Source organism: Paenibacillus brasilensis, assembly GCF_009363115.1.
Taxonomy (GTDB): domain Bacteria; phylum Bacillota; class Bacilli; order Paenibacillales; family Paenibacillaceae; genus Paenibacillus; species Paenibacillus brasilensis.
Genome location: NZ_CP045298.1, coordinates 3,880,772 through 3,897,936 on the forward strand (window position 1 = coordinate 3,880,772; position 17,165 = coordinate 3,897,936).

Consider the following 17,165-nt stretch of genomic DNA (forward strand, 5'->3'; position numbering starts at 1 on the left):
GATCATGATCCAAAGAGGCCGCTTTTCACAGTGATTTTTCAAGTTCGTGGCATCGGCTCAGGGCTACGTATCGCAGCATATGATATTGGTGACGCAGATAAAAATGGATTCCCCGGATATTGTCTTCGTCCACCATGACTTTAGCCCGCTTGCAGCGTCGCATTCGTCCGTAGTGCTCGGCATACTCCAGTAATTTTTTTCCGTAGTGCTTACCTTGATGAGCTGAAGAAATTGCGATCAAATCAATGTATAACAGCTCTCCATGCAGCATAACATGAATGAAGCCAACAACCTGTGCATTATCCGGCCTGCAAGCCACAAAAGTGATGCCCCGGTTTAAGCGCCGGGGTAATTCTTTTCGTATTTGCTCCATGTCTTGGGCGCTTAAATGTGATAGGGGGACAAGCTCCTGCTCGATCAGACGGAAGATCACCGTATCATCCTGAGCAACGCGTTTGCGAATCATAAACGGGCCTCCTTTTCTACCCTGTTAACAAGACAAGACGTGGCTTTGGAGGTGTACACCCGTCTTACCGTGTGGTCTTTTTATAATATGCGGGTACCGGTTACATGCGTGCTACTATGAGGTGCTGCAAAAGATAAACATAAATTTTTATGAAATCTGGTATTGACTATCCCAGATGGGGGACATATAATGTGTCTAAACATTTGAAAGAATCATGAACTCAACGGCAATGAAGAGGACGAAGTGATTAGGGCTCTTTTGTTCAGAGAGTGAGGCATTAGCTGCAAGCTTCACCAAAATCCCTTTTTAACGAGCTCACCTTGGAGCTGTTTTCCTGAAAAGTATTTGGCCCCGATGAAATTTAACGGTCGCTAAATCCCTATTAGGGAAAATCGTACGGTCTACGTTACAGACGCCAGATATGGGAATCCTTTGTGATTTCTGTACCTGCCAAGGTTCGATATTGTGAGATATCGGGCAAACACGGGTGGTACCACGGAAGCTACAGCCTTTCGTCCCTCAGTAACAGCAAGTCTGTTCTAGGGATGGAAGGTTTTTTTGTTTTCACAAATGTCAGCTGTATGTAAATTTTGTAAAGGAGGATGACCAATGAGTGCACAAATTCCTGAAGTTCGGTCAACCGATGAATTACGTCAAAAGTGGATGGAACCTGAAGTGATTACAGGTTCGGAAATTTTGCTCCGTAGCCTGTTGCTGGAGGGAGTAGATTGTGTCTTCGGATACCCTGGTGGTGCAGTGCTTTATATTTATGATGCCATGTATGGCTTTGAGGATTTCAAGCATGTCCTCACCCGTCACGAGCAAGGAGCTATTCATGCGGCAGATGGTTATGCACGAGCAAGCGGAAAAGTTGGGGTTTGTATCGCGACATCCGGACCTGGTGCGACAAACCTGGTAACTGGTATTGCGACGGCTTTTATGGATTCGGTACCGTTGGTGGTCATCACGGGTAATGTTATATCCTCCCTGATCGGCACGGATGCTTTTCAGGAAGCTGATATCACGGGGATTACAATGCCGATTACGAAGCACAGCTATTTGGTAAGAGATGTAGAGGAACTGCCGCGGATCATCCATGAGGCATTTCATATTGCCAACACAGGCCGCAAGGGACCGGTGCTAATTGATATTCCGAAGGATATTTCGGCAGCCCAAACGCTGTTTGCCCCACAAACGGGACCTGTGATCATGCGGGGCTATAACCCGACAGTGCTGCCTAATAAAATTCAACTAGACAAGCTGACTCAGGCCATTTCCGAGGCAGAACGCCCGTTCATTCTGGCCGGTGGCGGGGTTGTATACTCTGGTGGACATGAGTCACTTTACGAGTTTGTTCGTAAAACGGAAATTCCGATTACGACAACATTGCTGGGGCTGGGAGCTTTCCCGAGCGGACACGAGTTGTGGACAGGAATGCCGGGTATGCACGGAACGTACACCTCCAATCAGGCTATTCAACAGTCGGATTTGCTGATCTGTATCGGTGCTCGCTTTGATGATCGGGTGACAGGCAAACTGGACGGATTTGCTCCACAAGCCAAAATCGTCCACATTGATATCGACCCTGCTGAAATTGGAAAAAACGTTGCGACCGATATTCCAATTGTAGGCGACGTGAAGGCGGTACTGGAATTGCTGAATCAGGATGTGAAACGCGCAGATCAGGCAGATGCATGGAGAGCGCAAATTCAGCAATGGAAGAACGAAAAGCCTTATTCTTACAAGGATTCCGATACAGTGCTCAAGCCACAATGGGTTATCGAGTTGCTGGATGAAACAACCAAGGGCGGCGCAATCGTTACGACCGACGTGGGTCAGCATCAAATGTGGGCAGCACAGTATTACAAATTCAATCAGCCGCGCTCATGGGTAACATCTGGCGGACTGGGTACGATGGGCTTTGGTTTTCCTTCTGCGATTGGTGCTCAGATGGCCAATCCCGACAGATTGGTGATCTCGATTAACGGTGACGGCGGTATGCAAATGTGTTCACAGGAGTTAGCCATCTGTGCTATCAATAACATCCCGGTCAAAATCGTAATCATTAACAATCAGGTACTTGGGATGGTTCGTCAATGGCAGGAATTGATCTATGACAATCGGTATAGTCACATTGATCTGGCTGGAAGTCCGGATTTTGTGAAACTGGCTGAAGCATACGGTGTAAAAGGCCTGCGTGCTACAAATAAGGAAGAGGCACGTCGGGCTTGGCAGGAGGCGCTTGATACACCCGGACCGGTCGTTGTCGAGTTTGTAGTCAGCAAGGAAGAGAATGTATATCCGATGGTGACACAAGGTTCGACAATTGATCAAATGTTGATGGGGGACGAGTAAAATGACGACTAAAAATACCATTGCTGTACTGGTAAATGATCATCCCGGCGTATTGCAGCGGGTGTCTGGCTTGTTCGGTCGCCGTGGCTTTAACATTGAGAGCATCACCGTTGGTCAGTCGGAAGAAGCTGGCTTATCCCGCATGGTCATTGTAACTGTAGGAGATGAGAACAACCTGGAGCAGATCGAAAAGCAGCTTTATAAGCTGATTGATGTAATCAAGGTCATTGATCTCAGTTCAAAGCCGATGGTTGCTCGTGAATTGGCGATGATCAAGGTAAAGGCAGAGCCACCTCAACGACCAGAAATCATGGGTGTGGTGGAAACATTCAGAGCAGCTGTAATTGATGTTGGAACGACGAGCCTGATCGTTCAGGTCATTGGTGATACCGAAAAAATAGACGCCATGATCGAGCTGTTGAAGCCATACGGTATTCGTGAACTCACCCGAACCGGGGTTACAGCGATGATACGTGGCAATGCTTAATATGGAGCTTTAACGGATTACCGCTTATAGCGCATTACATCAATAAAGAACCGCCCGCATAAGAGCGGGGGCTCGAAGGGATTTGGAGATACCGTTTGCGAGGTAAAGTCTCTTGGAGTACCCGCTCATTATGAAGGGTCCAATTAAAAGGAGGAAATTAACCATGGCAGTTACAACGTACTACGAAAAAGATGCAGAACTTAGCGTATTGAAAGGAAAAACAGTTGCCGTTATCGGTTACGGTAGCCAAGGACATGCTCAAGCACAAAACCTGCGTGACAGTGGTGTGAATGTTGTTATTGGTTTGCGTGAAGGCAAATCAGCCGATGTCGCAAGAAACGACGGTTTTGAAGTTCTGAACGTAGCTGATGCAACAAGCCGTGCAGATGTGGTTCAAATTTTGTTGCCGGATGAGACACAAGCTTCTGTGTACAAAAATGAAATTGAACCTAACCTGAAAAAAGGTGCAGCTCTTCTGTTCTCCCATGGTTTTAATGTTCATTTCGGACAAATCGTAGCTCCTAAAGATAGTGATGTATTGCTGGTTGCTCCAAAATCCCCAGGACATATGGTACGTCGTACCTATGTAGAAGGTTTTGGCGTACCGGGCCTGATCGCAATTGAGCAGGATGCAACGGGCCAAGCTAAGGAAATCGGTCTTGCTTACGCAAAAGGCATTGGCTGTACACGTGCGGGCGTAATCGAAACCTCCTTCCGTGAAGAAACGGAAACGGACCTGTTCGGTGAGCAGGCGGTATTGTGTGGCGGCGTGAGCGCACTCGTAAAAGCAGGTTTCGAAACACTAACTGAAGCAGGATATGCTCCTGAGATGGCTTACTTCGAATGCTTGCATGAGCTTAAGCTGATTGTTGACCTGATGTATGAAGGCGGATTGGCAACGATGCGCGATTCCATCAGTAATACAGCGGAATATGGTGATTATGTAACTGGACCACGTGTGGTAACAGAAGATACGAAGAAAGCGATGAAGGAAGTATTGACTGATATCCAGCAAGGTAAATTTGCTCGTGACTTTATCCTTGAAAATCAATCCGGACGCGCATTCCTGACGGCTACTCGTCGTAACGAAGCTAACCATCCGATTGAAGTGGTGGGCGGACAACTGCGTGAAATGATGCATTGGATCAAGAAATAATCTCTTTTTGTACAATGAATTCCATAAAATGATTTATTCATAAAGTTTAAATTACAATGCGGCCCTGCTTATTGCGTGAGCCGCATTGTAATTTAAAGGTCCTAATCCTGAGGGAGGTGCGTTACGTTGCGCAAAATATATATATTTGACACAACGTTGAGAGACGGAGAACAGTCACCGGGCGTGAATTTGAATACCCGTGAGAAAGTAGAGATTGCCCATCAGTTGGAAAAACTGGGTATTGACCGTATGGAAGCTGGATTCCCGGCTGCATCACCAGGGGATTTGGCCGCCGTTAATGCAGTTGCAAAGGCTGTCAAAAATTCAACAGTCATTGGCCTTTCACGTGCAAGGGAGCAGGATATTGACGCGGTTCGCGAGGCGCTCAAGGGAGCCCAGGACCCATGTATCCATATCTTCTTGGCGACCTCTCCGATTCACCGTCAGCATAAGCTGCGGATGGAGAAGGCACAGGTGTTGGAAACCGCACGTTCAGCCATTCGCTACGGGCTAAAGTATTTGCCCAAAGTGGAGTTTTCTTTGGAGGATGCAGGTCGTACAGAGCTTGATTTTGTAGTTGAAATGGTCACTATGGCTGTACAGGAAGGTGCGTCTGTCGTTAACATTCCAGATACAGTAGGCTACTTGACACCTTATGAATACGGCAATATTTTCAAGCATATCAAGGAAAATGTAGTTGATGTGGAAAAGATTCAGCTGAGTGCGCATTGCCACAATGATCTGGGCATGGCTACCGCTAATACGCTGGCTGCCATCCTGAACGGGGCCGATCAGATTGAGGGAACCATTAATGGCATTGGCGAGCGTGCTGGAAATACAGCTATTGAGGAGATTGCAATGGCGCTGGAAACGAGACAGGAGTTTTTCCAGGCCAAAACGTCTTTGCAATTGTCTGAAATTGCCCGTACGAGCCGTTTGGTCAGCCGTTTGACCGGGATGGTGGTACCGGGTAACAAGGCGATTGTTGGTGCGAATGCTTTTGCCCATGAATCAGGTATTCATCAGGACGGCATGCTGAAGGAAAAAACAACCTATGAAATCATGACGCCGGAAAGTATCGGTCTGAAGGAAAGCAAGCTGGTTCTGGGCAAGCACTCCGGACGTCATGCCTTCCGCGAGCGTTTGATTGAGCTGGGCTACGAATTGAGCGAGGAAGAACTGAACCGTGCTTTCGGGCAGTTCAAGGACTTGGCTGACAAGAAGAAGGAAGTATCGGATGATGATATCCTGGCGTTGCTGGAAGAAAAACTGGCAGATACACCTGAAGTCTTCAAGCTGAAAACGATTTTCGTAACTTATGGCAATGAGGCTACGCCTTCTGCCAAAGTGAGTCTGGTTAACGACACAGGTCAGATTATTGAGACAGAGGCTGAAGGGAACGGTTCTGTCGATGCGATCTACAATGCAATTGATCAAGCCAGCGGCGAGAGCGTTGTACTTTCGGATTACTCCATCAAGTCTGTTACCCATGGTAAGGATGCTTTGGGTGAAGTGCATGTGGTGTTGACTCAAAACGGGCTGTCTGTGCAGGGACGTGGCGTAAGCACTGATATTCTGGAAGCGAGTGCCCGGGCTTACGTGGATGCGCTGAACGGTTTGATTGACAAGCGTACAAACTACAGCAATCGCGTAGATTACAAGTCCTAAATTTGAAGTGATTGATATTACAGGATTGGGTGTTCCCGGTCCTGTTTTGTTATATGTAAATAGAAAATCCAGCTTATAGGCAAAGACTATTGAATTGATAGATTCTATATCTTAGTCAAAGTCCTGTCATATATGTTACAAAGAAGATATGAAAAATACGCCCATATGGCTGTATAACAAGAGGAGTGTACGTGATGGCAGACGTGAAAAAGATTGCGGTAATAGCTGGTGATGGCATCGGACCGGAAGTGGTCGCTGAGGCGGAGAAAATTTTGAAACGCACGGAAGAAGTGTTTGGTCTTTCATTTGAAACAGAGCATGCGCTGTTTGGCGGAATCGCTATTGATAAAAAGGGAACACCATTGCCCGAAGAAACACTGGCTGTATGTCAATCTGCAGATGCTGTATTGTTGGGGGCGGTAGGTGGGTCACAATGGGATAACAATCCTAAGGAACTTCGTCCTGAAACCGGCCTGCTGGGTATTCGTAAAGAGCTCGGCCTGTTTTCGAATCTTCGTCCCGCTGTCGTCTTTGATTGTCTTAAGGACGCTTCTACACTGAAGCCAGAGGTATTGGAAGGAACAGATCTGATCGTCGTGCGTGAGCTGACGGGCGGTATCTATTTCGGTGAGAAGTTCAGACGTGAGAGCGCTCAGGGTGAGGAGGCAGTTGATACCTGTGCATATAATGTAACGGAAGTAGAACGGATTGTTCGTCAATCTTTCGAGATTGCACAAAAACGTCGCAAAAAGCTTGCATCGGTAGACAAGGCTAACGTACTGGAAACCTCCCGTTTATGGCGCGAAGTAGTTAACCGGGTCGCTGTAGATTATCCAGATGTAGAGTTGGAGCATGTTTTGGTGGATAACTGTGCAATGCAATTGCTGCGTCGTCCATCCAGCTTTGACGTCATCGTGACGGAAAATATGTTTGGTGACATTCTTAGTGATGAAGCGGCTATGCTGACCGGGTCTATCGGTATGCTGTCCTCTGCATCACTCGGAGAAGGCAGCTTTGGTCTGTACGAGCCAGTGCACGGCTCGGCGCCGGACATTGCAGGACAAGGACTGGCAAATCCGATTGCAACGATTTTGTCCGTTGCTTTGATGTTCCGACTCACCTTCGGGTATGAGAAAGCGGCTGATGCTATTGAGAAAGCGGTAGCTGAGGTACTGGATGCAGGACATCGTACAGCGGATATTGCAGTGGATAAATCTCAAGCCATCTCGACAACTCAAATGGGTGACCTGATCGCAGCAGCTATTCGCTAAAAGCCCATAAGTGTACCTGTTTTGAAAAAAAGCTACCTATTATATAGTAAGCTTATACAGTCAATTATATAGTAATGCTATTACAGCAAATGTTAGCCCTGGGCAGCTCCTGAGTAATCAGGGGCTGCTTGTGTATGGGGAAGTGTAAGATACCAAATGTGTATAAATCATGAATTTTCCTTCTAGTTTAAAATAATTATAAAAAAGTAATGGTTACAATATTGACTTTGAATTGTGCGAGTGATAACATTTATCAAGTAAGCTGTTAATACAATACAGATGATTGAGGAGAACACAATTGGTGTTTTTCTTACATATTTTAAAGGAGGATTTCATGTTATGGCAGAAAGATTGGTAGGAAGACCTGCACCTGATTTTGCATTGGAAACAGTGAGTGGGGACGGTCAAGAATTTGGTTCGGTGAAGCTTTCCGATTACCGTGGCAAATGGCTCGTATTTTTCTTTTATCCACTGGATTTCACTTTTGTGTGCCCAACGGAGATTACAGCATTGAGCGATGCTGCTGACCAATTCAAAGAGCTGGATACTGAAATTCTGGGTATCAGTGTAGACTCTGTACACAGTCACAAAGCATGGATTAACACAGCTAAAGAAAATAACGGTCTGGGCAAACTGAACTTCCCGTTGGCCTCTGACATCACAAAAAAAACAGCAAGCGATTATGGCGTTCTGATCGAAGAAGAAGGCATTGCATTGCGCGGCTTGTTCATCATTGATCCAGAAGGCGAATTGAAATACCAAGTGGTTAACCACAACGATGTAGGTCGCAGTGTAGAAGAAACATTGCGTGTACTGCAAGCTCTGCAATCCGGTGGCTTGTGCCCAATGAACTGGAAACCAGGCGACAAAAACCTGTAATAACAGATATTGAATATTGAACAAGCAAGCCCCCAACAAACGGTTTTTATACCGATATTGGGGGCTTGCTTGCCTGTGTTATACAGTGAGAATATTAGGGTAAGCCGGTTTACATGGAGTAATACAGAGAAAAGTAACAAATAATTATGGAAATGTTGTTATGTCCTAGAGGAATTTTGGCTGACGAAAGCGAATAAGGTAGTGTAGAAGATAACAAGGCAGAACAGGTTTTGTTCAGAGGAGGCTGAGCCCGGATGAGTTATTGCTGTGGAGCAAGCATGGTAGGAACCAAGGGAACGCTGAAGCATTACCGTACCCAAGTCCATAATGTTCCTTTGCTGTTTTGCCCGGTATGTCGTCGCATTGAAGTTCATTATAAAGTCGAAAATGAGTATGAAATTTTGGCTGAATATGCACATGGAGATGGGGCAAGCGAGATTGACTTTCAGGATTATGTCATGGAAGATGATGATACTATATTTGAAAACTGTGTAAATCGTGAGAGCGAAGATGCATTTGAAATTGTGAAGCGTCAAATTGACATGTCGCTTGATTTATTGATGGTAGCCAAACAGATGAATGATGAAAAATGGCAGGGAGAGCTTAAGAGAAGACTGGCTGTTATGAGCCAAAGACGATCCCGGCTTCAACATAATAAGAGCGGCAGTTGACTTCCTACACACCAAAGAAGCTCTCGAGAATTGAGAGCTTCTTTGGTGTGTAGGGCGCCTATTCCTAACTTATTCTTTCGTTTTGGTAATGTTGCGCATATATTATGACGAAAGAAAACGGGATAAAAATTTGGATTCGACACTTTTTCCGATTGACTCGAATCCTTGATCTTGTCTATCATAAAATAAGACTCGAATTGGAAAGAGATGGTCGGATTTATGTGGATCTGTTTTCTACACCATTGAAGGGTAGTCGATAGATTGTCTTTCTCTTCTGCAAGAATGTTACGCGTCCGATACGGCCAGTTTATCATTCCGAAACAAGGGGGAAGCCTGGCATGATCAGTGAATTCCAAGAAGCCTTGCTTGATACCGTGGGAGCTTGCCCTCCCACACAGATCGCCAATAACAAGTATGAAAATGTGCTGGAGAACCTGGATAGTGGTATCATGCTGTTTGACAGTGACGGGGTACTGACCTTTATTAACGTTCAAATGGCGAAATTGCTGGAATTACCACGTAGTTCGCTGGCGGGTCGCAACCTGATGCAAATTTTGCATCATCCTGAGTTAAGTCGGTTTAAGAAGAAGAAAATTGTGCGGATTTATAAAGAAACTATCTTTCATAGAAAGCGCTATCACGAGTTAATTGATGAGTATGGTCGGCATTGGTTGATAACAGTGACCTACGGGGATCAGATGGACGGCAATTTTTTGTTTAGTGTCAAGGATGTGTCGGATTATAAGCAGATTGAACAGACGGCATACCAAAATGACAAGCTGGCGATGCTGGGACGCATCTCTGCTTCCATAGCCCATGAAATCCGTAATCCGCTTACTGCAATTCGGGGTTTTATTCAGTTACTTCGACCACATTTGATGGAGCTGGGCAGAGATGAGTATGCCCGCATTATTTTAACCGAAATTGATCGTGCAAACGACATTATTTACGAGTTTTTGAATTCGTCCAAGCCTTCGGCTCCGCAAAAAACGGCTGTATCTGTGATGGGATTGCTGAAAGAGGTTGTGATGCTGACAGAAAGCGAGGCATTGATGAAAGGCTGCCAGATCGCACTGGATGAAAATGAAGAGCTCATGAGGGTTTCCATTGATGTAAAGCAGATTAAGCAGGTTATTCTCAATATGATAAAAAATGCGATGGATGCCATTGAAAGCATCAGTGATGAACGAGAGGGATGCATTGATATCCATACGGTGCTTGAAGGCTCCTATGTCCACATTTGCATTGAAGATAACGGATTGGGTATGGATCACAATACATTGTCGCGTTTATTCGATCCTTTTTTTACAACGAAAGAAAGTGGAACTGGTCTGGGACTGGCTGTGAGCTATCGAATTATCAAAAATCACGGAGGTTTTATTCATGTAGACAGTAAGCATGGAGGGGGGACACAATTTAAAATCACGCTTCCTGTGGTTTAAAAATGTACAGTTTTCGCAAAGGAGTGCTGAGTGCAAATTCTTTTGTCTTGTGCTGCGCTGGAGTATAGGTATCACAATGTTGAAAAAGGTCGCCTGGAGCGCATAATCTGAAAAGATTATGCGCTTTTTTGGGACTGTAAGCTCGTTTTTTTTGCGTGAGTGCGAAAATGAATTCATGAATATAAGACTAAAAAAAGATTCACCTTTCACAGATTAAATGCTATTATATACCAGCATACAACATTATTTTTGATACCCTAGACTTAAACAACGGCTTCCAAAGTTGTCAAACGTCTTAGATGATCGGAATCTCCGATATGCAGGGGGCTGAAGAGGCTGAATGAGTATACGACTGGAAATAAAGAAAACGATTGGCATTGGTATTGCTGCGATAGGTTTGTTTATCTTGGTTCAGTTATTTCATGTAACTTTGGATAAGATATACTCTCATAATATTTATTTCTTGGCATATCCAGTTATAGGTTTTGCCTGCGCCGCGATTTGTTTTTCTATTTTTTATCAATCCTGGTCCGTTCTGCTGGAGCAACTATCCTTGCAGAGACTTTTTATTGCGCCCACATTTCTAGTGGCAGGAATGCTATACCTTGTTCATATCGTTTCGGTTAGTTTCCTAAGCCTGACAGATCTTTCTTTGTCTTCGAATATTTCGTTATGGCTTTTGTTTGTGAATCGAGCCTTTACTGCTATCATGTTCTTAATCATTTGTTTGCTCCCCTATAGAAAAACAAAGTCAGGATACAAGACAATTGCTTTGTGGGCAGGTATAAGCTGTATTTTGCTCATACTAGGGGTTATTAAGGCTTATGGTACCGAATTACCGGATCTTCGTATAAAGCCTGAATTTGAAAATCCCGGATGGATGCTGAATCTGGTGGTTATGTTGCTGCTCGTGTCTACTATTATCTTCGGTTTACGAAGATATCGCGAATTCCTCCCGGCGGAATATAGCATGTTTCTTATTATTCGTGGGAATGGACTTTGTGTTGTGAGCCAGTTGTTCTATATGTTTTCTGAGCAAATGAGCGATGTCAATCATCTTATGGGACTTTTGATCAATACGATGGCGTTTTATAATCTGCTGAACGGTTTGGTCCGGCAAATGGTTTTAGTTCCCTACCGGGAAAAGCAGGCGGCAGAATCTGAATTTAATTTCATTGCCTATACTGATGATATTACAGGACTTCCGAACCGCCGCCGACTGTCCCAGCGTCTGGATAAATTGTTGCGCGATTCGTTGAAATCGGAGGAGACCTTAGCGCTTTTAGTGCTGAATATTGATCGTTTCAAAACGATTAATGATTCGCTCGGACATATGGCTGGGAATTACCTGCTGTATGCGGTAGGTGAACGCTTGGGACATTTTAGCCATGAGGGGGAAGAGGTCTTCAGCATGGGTGGAGATGAATTTGCATTTCTTCTAACAGGGCACGAAGATATGGGAGCCATGAGGAATCGGATTGATGATATGGTGAAGCTGTTCGATCAGCCTTTTAATATTAGTGGAGAGTCTTATCATGTAATGGTAAGCGTAGGTATAGCTATGTACCCATTGGACGCCGATCTGAGTGAGAAACTTATTCAGCATGCGGATACTGCTGTTCATAGTGCCAAGGAGCAAGGAGTGAATTTTCAGCAGTATACCAGTGTGATGCAGATGCGAGCGCATGAAAGACTCCAATTGGAAAATGATCTGCGGCGCGCACTTGAAAATGAAGAATTTTCATTGGTATATCAGCCACGTGTTCATCTGCGAAGTGGCGAGTTAACCAGTTTTGAGGCATTAGTGCGTTGGAATCATCCCCAGCGTGGGATGGTGATGCCGGGAGATTTTATTTCGGTGGCCGAAGAAAGCGGTTTGATCGTGCCGTTGGGAGAGTGGGTGCTACGGGAGGCATGTCTACAAAACAAGCGCTGGCAGGAGGCGGGATACCAACCGATCCCGATATCGGTCAATTTATCCATGCGCCAATTTCAGCAAATCAAACTGGTGGATGTCATTCGGGGTATTTTGGACTATACAAAACTGGAACCGTGCTATCTGGAGCTGGAGATTACCGAAAGTATGACCTTTGACAAGGATCGGGCTTTTGAACAATTGAAGAAAATAAAGGCCATCGGGGTTGCAATCAGTATCGACGATTTTGGTACAGGCTACAGCTCGCTGCATTATTTAAAAAATCTTCCGATAGACCGTCTTAAAATTGATCGTTCTTTTGTAAATGAGGTACTGGTCGACAGCAAAAATGCAGCCATCGTATCTACCATTGCCTCCATGGCTCACCATTTGAAGCTGAAGGTTACAGCAGAAGGCGTGGAAAACGAGGAGCAGCTTCATTTTTTGCAGGCCCAGGAATGCCATGAAGGACAGGGGTATTACTTTAGCCGTCCCATTCCGGCAGAAGCCTTTGAAAAATTATTTTTGCGTGAGCCTATGAATTGGCTGTCTCAGGATAGTATGTAGTTTACTTGCATTTTACAGATAGGTGAGTTATACTATATAACATCCTGATTCAGTTGTTTGACAATAGCTTGAGCGTGTCCACATAAGAATTGAGATGTTTTAAAATGCGGGTGTAGTTCAATGGTAGAACTTCAGCCTTCCAAGCTGATAGCGTGGGTTCGATTCCCATCACCCGCTTTCTGTTTTAAGACATTAGAAACCCTTGTGAAGCAAGGGTTTTTATTTTGTTCGTAATTAGATGAACACATTTTAGCCAGGGGCCTTGGGCATCCCGGCTTTTTTGCGTTCTTATGAACTATTTTACAATGTTATACAAATAAAAATCCGAATATTTCGCTTATATGCTATAAATAAACAGATAAAGAGAATTATTTAGCATTTTATGAAAAATAAGTATAGTTATATAAATGGGATATAATATAAAAAAAGGATGATGTAACTGTAATAAGGGAAAATTATCTTCTTTTTTTAGTGTTAACGTTTGTGCTTTTTACCTTTCCGGTAAGCTCTGCGTTCGCTGCAGCTGACTTTCCGAATACGTCAACGAACGGAATGACTGGCTTTGCTGGACAGACTAAAAATGAAAATGGAGCTTCCAAGCCTAGTACAACCGGGGGCAAGAACGGTCAGGTTATCTATATCAACAATCTTAACGATTTGAAAAACCAGTTAGGGGATTCCACTCCAAAAATTTTGGTGATTGAAAAGAATATTTCTGCCTCCTCCAAAACCGTTGTCAATATCGGCTCCAACAAATCGCTCATTGGTTCTTACGCGCAAAACAAGCTGGTCAATATTCATTTGAAAACAACAGCTAATTCAGGAAATGTAATCTTTCAAAACTTAACTTTTGAACACAGTGCCAACATTAACGGTAACGATGACATCCAGTTATATCTTACTGCGGGGACTAACTATTGGATTGATCACGTTACTTTTGCGGGTCACAATTATGATCCGAATGGTTCGGATTTGGACAAGCTTTTGTATATAGGGCAATCGGCCGATTATGTAACCATCAGTAATTCGAAGTTTGCTAATCATAAATATGGTCTTATTCTGGGTTATCCTGATGACGGTAATAAAAATTATGATGGCATGCCCCATATCACAATTGCCAATAATTATTTTGAAAACTTGCTTGTCCGTGGCCCAGGGCTTATGAGATATGGATATTTCCATGTTAAAAATAACTATATTAATAACTTCCAACTGGCTTACACCATAGCTACGAATGCAAGAATTTATTCCGAGTACAACTGCTTTGGCAAAGGTAGTGAAAAAGGTGGTATTCTTGATGATAAAGCCAATGGCGAGTTTAAAGACGTGGGGAGTTTTCCCGCCATCAAAAACCAAAAATCGCGTGTAACCAGCTGGAATCCAAGCAAGAACTACAGCTACCAGGTTCAAACGCCTGAATATACCAAAGAGTTTGTAACTAAATATGCCGGTTCGTCCAATACAACCTTGGTATTTGGGAAATAACTCTCAATTTATTGCAAATGCATTTTTATCTGCTATACTGACTTCAAGCAAGCATCCCATGAAAAGGAAGGTAACCATACGTCCGATTAAGTAAGCACACTGATTTTCCCATTGAACTGCACAGTTACTGGCAGGCGGCTGCAAGCTGCAACGGGAGAAGTGTGTCTGAAATGAGAGTTGGGACGTATGCGTTTATTCCGGAACGGGAGTCGGTTTTTTCGTTCATGGTTTTATTTTTGCATAAGCGTATGTTCTGAAACGATCATAGTAGTCATTCTATTTTCCTTGTATGCAAGCCGCAGCCTTCTGCGGCTTTTTTTTATTGCTTCCGGCGTGAAGACCGGACTGGGAAAGGATGATGATGGTATGAAAACCATTTTACGTGTTCGCAATGTAGTAAAGGAATGGAACGGAATCCCTTTGTTTGAGAATATATCGCTGGAAGTGACGGAGGGAGAACGGCTCACGCTGTTTGGAAGAAATGGAGCGGGAAAAACGACGCTATTACGAATATTACTCGGAGATGAAGCGCCAACTTCTGGTCAAGTAGAGCATGATTTACCGCTGGAAGAGCGTGGCTGGCTGAAACAGCAGGATACGGTGAATTTGTCCCGGACGGCACTGGAGGCTGCACAGCAGGCCAGCCCACAGCACTGGCACCTCAAGCAAGCGTTGGGACAGCTGGAAGCTGACCTGGCCGATGCTGGAAAGGACGCGGAGCATCACCTGGAGCGTTACGGCGAACTGAGGGATGAATACGAACGCCTGCAAGGCTTTGCCTGGGAGTCTGAGGTGGAAAAGGCGCTTACCCGAATGGGAATGCCTGCGGAGACGTGGTCTATTGCCTATGGCGATCTGAGCGGCGGGCAAAAGACCAGAGTGCGGTTGGCCGGGCTGATGGTCAGCCAGCCGAAGCTGCTGGTGCTGGATGAGCCGACGAACTACTTTGATATTGAAACTCGAGAAATTGTAGAGGATTCTTTGCGCAGCTACGACGGGGCGCTGGTGCTTGTCTCGCATGATCGGGAACTGGTGCGGAGCGTGGCAAACCGCTTGCTCGATATGAAGCCGGGAGGCGGGTATGAAATCTATCAGGGAACAGCCGATGAAAAGCAAGAAGACGAGCGAAGCCGTCAACGGGAGCCAGAGGATCAGGAGCAACGAGAAGAGCGTCTACGATTACAGTTGCGACTGACGGAGCTGATGGGCATGACGGGTATAATGGACGGGAACGATGAGCATCTGAGCGAAATCAGACGCATTCGCGCCAGACTGGATCGGCTGGATTTTTCAAGTATTCATAAGAATGAAGTGTAGGCCCTGCTTGCCAAAGCGCGGTAGTTTGCATATAATAATGAACAATAGTTTGAAATTGAAAATGTCTTGATGGAGAAGAGTAGACAGTGTCCGATTGAACAGGGAGGAAGCGTCGTAGGATTGAGAGCGTTTCTGCAAATAATGGGCTGTTGAAGTTCGCTCCGGAGCAGTTCCTTGAACCTCAAGCGTCATGTAGATGACGAATGGGCAAGTAGAGGATACCGGTTCACGACCGTTACAACGTGCAGAGCGAGATGATGATGCATAGCGTGAATAAGCACCTGTATTGCCGAAAGGCAGAATAATAGGTGAGCTGAGCTTGATTGTCTAACGAGGGTGGTACCACGGTCTTTTCGTCCCTTACCGGGAGAAAGGACCTTTTTTTGTTGTCTGAAAAGCTGGAGATGAAGAAAGGGGACTGAACGGGCGATGAGCGAAACCATCCAAATGAAGGAACATTTGCTGGCCTTGAAGGAAGAAGCACTGGAAGTATTGGAGAAGGTGGCAACAGCCAAGGAACTGGCTGATCTGCGGGTTAAGTATTCAGGTAAAAAGGGTGCGTTGACTGAGATTTTGCGTGGTATGGGCAAGCTGAGTGCGGAAGAGCGTCCAGTGGTTGGGCAGGTAGCCAATGAAGTGCGTGAGGCGATTGAAGAAGTTGTCAACCGCAAACAGGACGAGTTCACGAAAGCAGAGACGAATGAGCGCTTGCAAGCTGAAAAAATCGACGTTACGCTGCCCGGGCGCGCACTGCCACAAGGTGGAGTTCACCCGCTCAACAAAGTGATTGAGCAAATAGAAGACATTTTCACAGGCTTGGGTTACCGAGTTGCAGAGGGGCCGCAGGCAGAGACGGATTATTACAACTTCGAAGCATTAAATCTGCCTAAAAATCATCCGGCACGTGATATGCAGGATTCGTTTTATCTGACCGAGGATCTGTTAATGCGTACCCATACGTCACCAGTTCAGATTCGTGCGATGGAAGCCATGAAGGGTGAAACACCTATTAAGGTCATTTGTCCAGGCACGGTTTTCCGCCGTGATGATGACGATGCAACACATTCCTTCCAATTCCACCAAATTGAGGGTCTTGTGGTTGGGAAAGACATTCGTATGAGTGATTTAAAAGGAACCTTGCTGCAATTTGCACGCGAAATGTTCGGGGAATCGACCGAAATTCGACTGCGTCCAAGCTTTTTTCCATTCACCGAGCCGAGTGCTGAGGTTGACGTTACCTTTGTGAAGAAAAATGGCGAACGCGTATGGATCGAAATTCTGGGCTGTGGAATGGTGCATCCAAAAGTGCTGGAAATGGGTGGTTTTGATCCCGAGGTGTACAGTGGTTTTGCATTCGGCATGGGTGTAGAGCGGATTGCCATTTTGAAATACGGTATTGACGATATTCGTCATTTCTATAATAGCGACCTGTCGTTCTTGAAACAGTTTGCACGTCAATAAATAACTATATCAAGGGAAGTGAACC

Annotated in this window: 13 protein-coding genes and 1 tRNA gene; 13 read left to right on the forward strand and 1 reads right to left on the reverse strand. The window is 45.1% G+C overall.

Annotated features, from left to right (window positions below; all coding sequences use genetic code 11):
* Positions 1–25: 25 nt before the first annotated feature.
* Positions 26–466 carry a GNAT family N-acetyltransferase gene (locus GCU48_RS18445; protein WP_025717927.1) on the reverse strand — a complete coding sequence of 147 codons (441 nt, stop codon included), beginning with the start codon at positions 464–466 and terminating at the stop codon, positions 26–28.
* Positions 467–1,075: 609 nt separating this feature from the next.
* On the opposite strand from GCU48_RS18445, the gene ilvB reads away from it, so the two are divergent.
* From ilvB to pheS, 13 genes are all read left to right on the forward strand, one after another.
* On the forward strand, positions 1,076–2,821 hold the full coding sequence (gene ilvB, locus GCU48_RS18450) for a biosynthetic-type acetolactate synthase large subunit (protein WP_152381011.1): 1,746 nt from the start codon (positions 1,076–1,078) through the stop codon (positions 2,819–2,821).
* A 1-nt stretch (position 2,822) separates the two neighbouring features.
* Positions 2,823–3,308: an acetolactate synthase small subunit gene (gene ilvN / locus GCU48_RS18455; protein WP_025717929.1), complete on the forward strand. Its 486-nt coding sequence runs from the start codon at positions 2,823–2,825 to the stop codon at positions 3,306–3,308.
* A 163-nt stretch (positions 3,309–3,471) separates the two neighbouring features.
* A complete protein-coding gene (ilvC, locus tag GCU48_RS18460; protein WP_007429526.1) occupies positions 3,472–4,464 on the forward strand; it encodes a ketol-acid reductoisomerase in 993 nt (330 codons plus the stop codon).
* Positions 4,465–4,590: 126 nt separating this feature from the next.
* On the forward strand, positions 4,591–6,132 hold the full coding sequence (locus tag GCU48_RS18465) for a 2-isopropylmalate synthase (protein ID WP_025717930.1): 1,542 nt from the start codon (positions 4,591–4,593) through the stop codon (positions 6,130–6,132).
* Between the two features lie 194 nt (positions 6,133–6,326).
* On the forward strand, positions 6,327–7,403 hold the full coding sequence (leuB, locus tag GCU48_RS18470; RefSeq protein WP_152381012.1) for a 3-isopropylmalate dehydrogenase: 1,077 nt from the start codon (positions 6,327–6,329) through the stop codon (positions 7,401–7,403).
* A 339-nt stretch (positions 7,404–7,742) separates the two neighbouring features.
* On the forward strand, positions 7,743–8,282 hold the full coding sequence (locus tag GCU48_RS18475; protein ID WP_007429529.1) for a peroxiredoxin: 540 nt from the start codon (positions 7,743–7,745) through the stop codon (positions 8,280–8,282).
* Positions 8,283–8,536: 254 nt separating this feature from the next.
* Positions 8,537–8,953 (forward strand): hypothetical protein, encoded by a 417-nt coding sequence (locus GCU48_RS18480; RefSeq protein ID WP_007429530.1) that lies wholly within the window; start codon positions 8,537–8,539, stop codon positions 8,951–8,953.
* A gap of 338 nt (positions 8,954–9,291) precedes the next feature.
* Positions 9,292–10,395, forward strand: coding sequence for an ATP-binding protein (locus GCU48_RS18485; RefSeq protein ID WP_152381013.1), 1,104 nt, complete (start codon positions 9,292–9,294; stop codon positions 10,393–10,395).
* Positions 10,396–10,735: 340 nt separating this feature from the next.
* Positions 10,736–12,877 (forward strand): bifunctional diguanylate cyclase/phosphodiesterase, encoded by a 2,142-nt coding sequence (locus tag GCU48_RS18490; protein WP_152381014.1) that lies wholly within the window; start codon positions 10,736–10,738, stop codon positions 12,875–12,877.
* A gap of 106 nt (positions 12,878–12,983) precedes the next feature.
* Positions 12,984–13,054: transfer RNA gene (locus GCU48_RS18495), tRNA-Gly, on the forward strand.
* Between the two features lie 306 nt (positions 13,055–13,360).
* Complete coding sequence (locus GCU48_RS18500) at positions 13,361–14,362, forward strand: polysaccharide lyase family 1 protein (protein ID WP_244315763.1); 1,002 nt, start codon at positions 13,361–13,363, stop codon at positions 14,360–14,362.
* Positions 14,363–14,728: 366 nt separating this feature from the next.
* Positions 14,729–15,679 (forward strand): ATP-binding cassette domain-containing protein, encoded by a 951-nt coding sequence (locus GCU48_RS18505; RefSeq protein WP_152381016.1) that lies wholly within the window; start codon positions 14,729–14,731, stop codon positions 15,677–15,679.
* Between the two features lie 429 nt (positions 15,680–16,108).
* Complete coding sequence (gene pheS, locus GCU48_RS18510) at positions 16,109–17,140, forward strand: phenylalanine--tRNA ligase subunit alpha (protein ID WP_269320821.1); 1,032 nt, start codon at positions 16,109–16,111, stop codon at positions 17,138–17,140.
* The last annotated feature ends 25 nt before the right edge of the window (positions 17,141–17,165 follow it).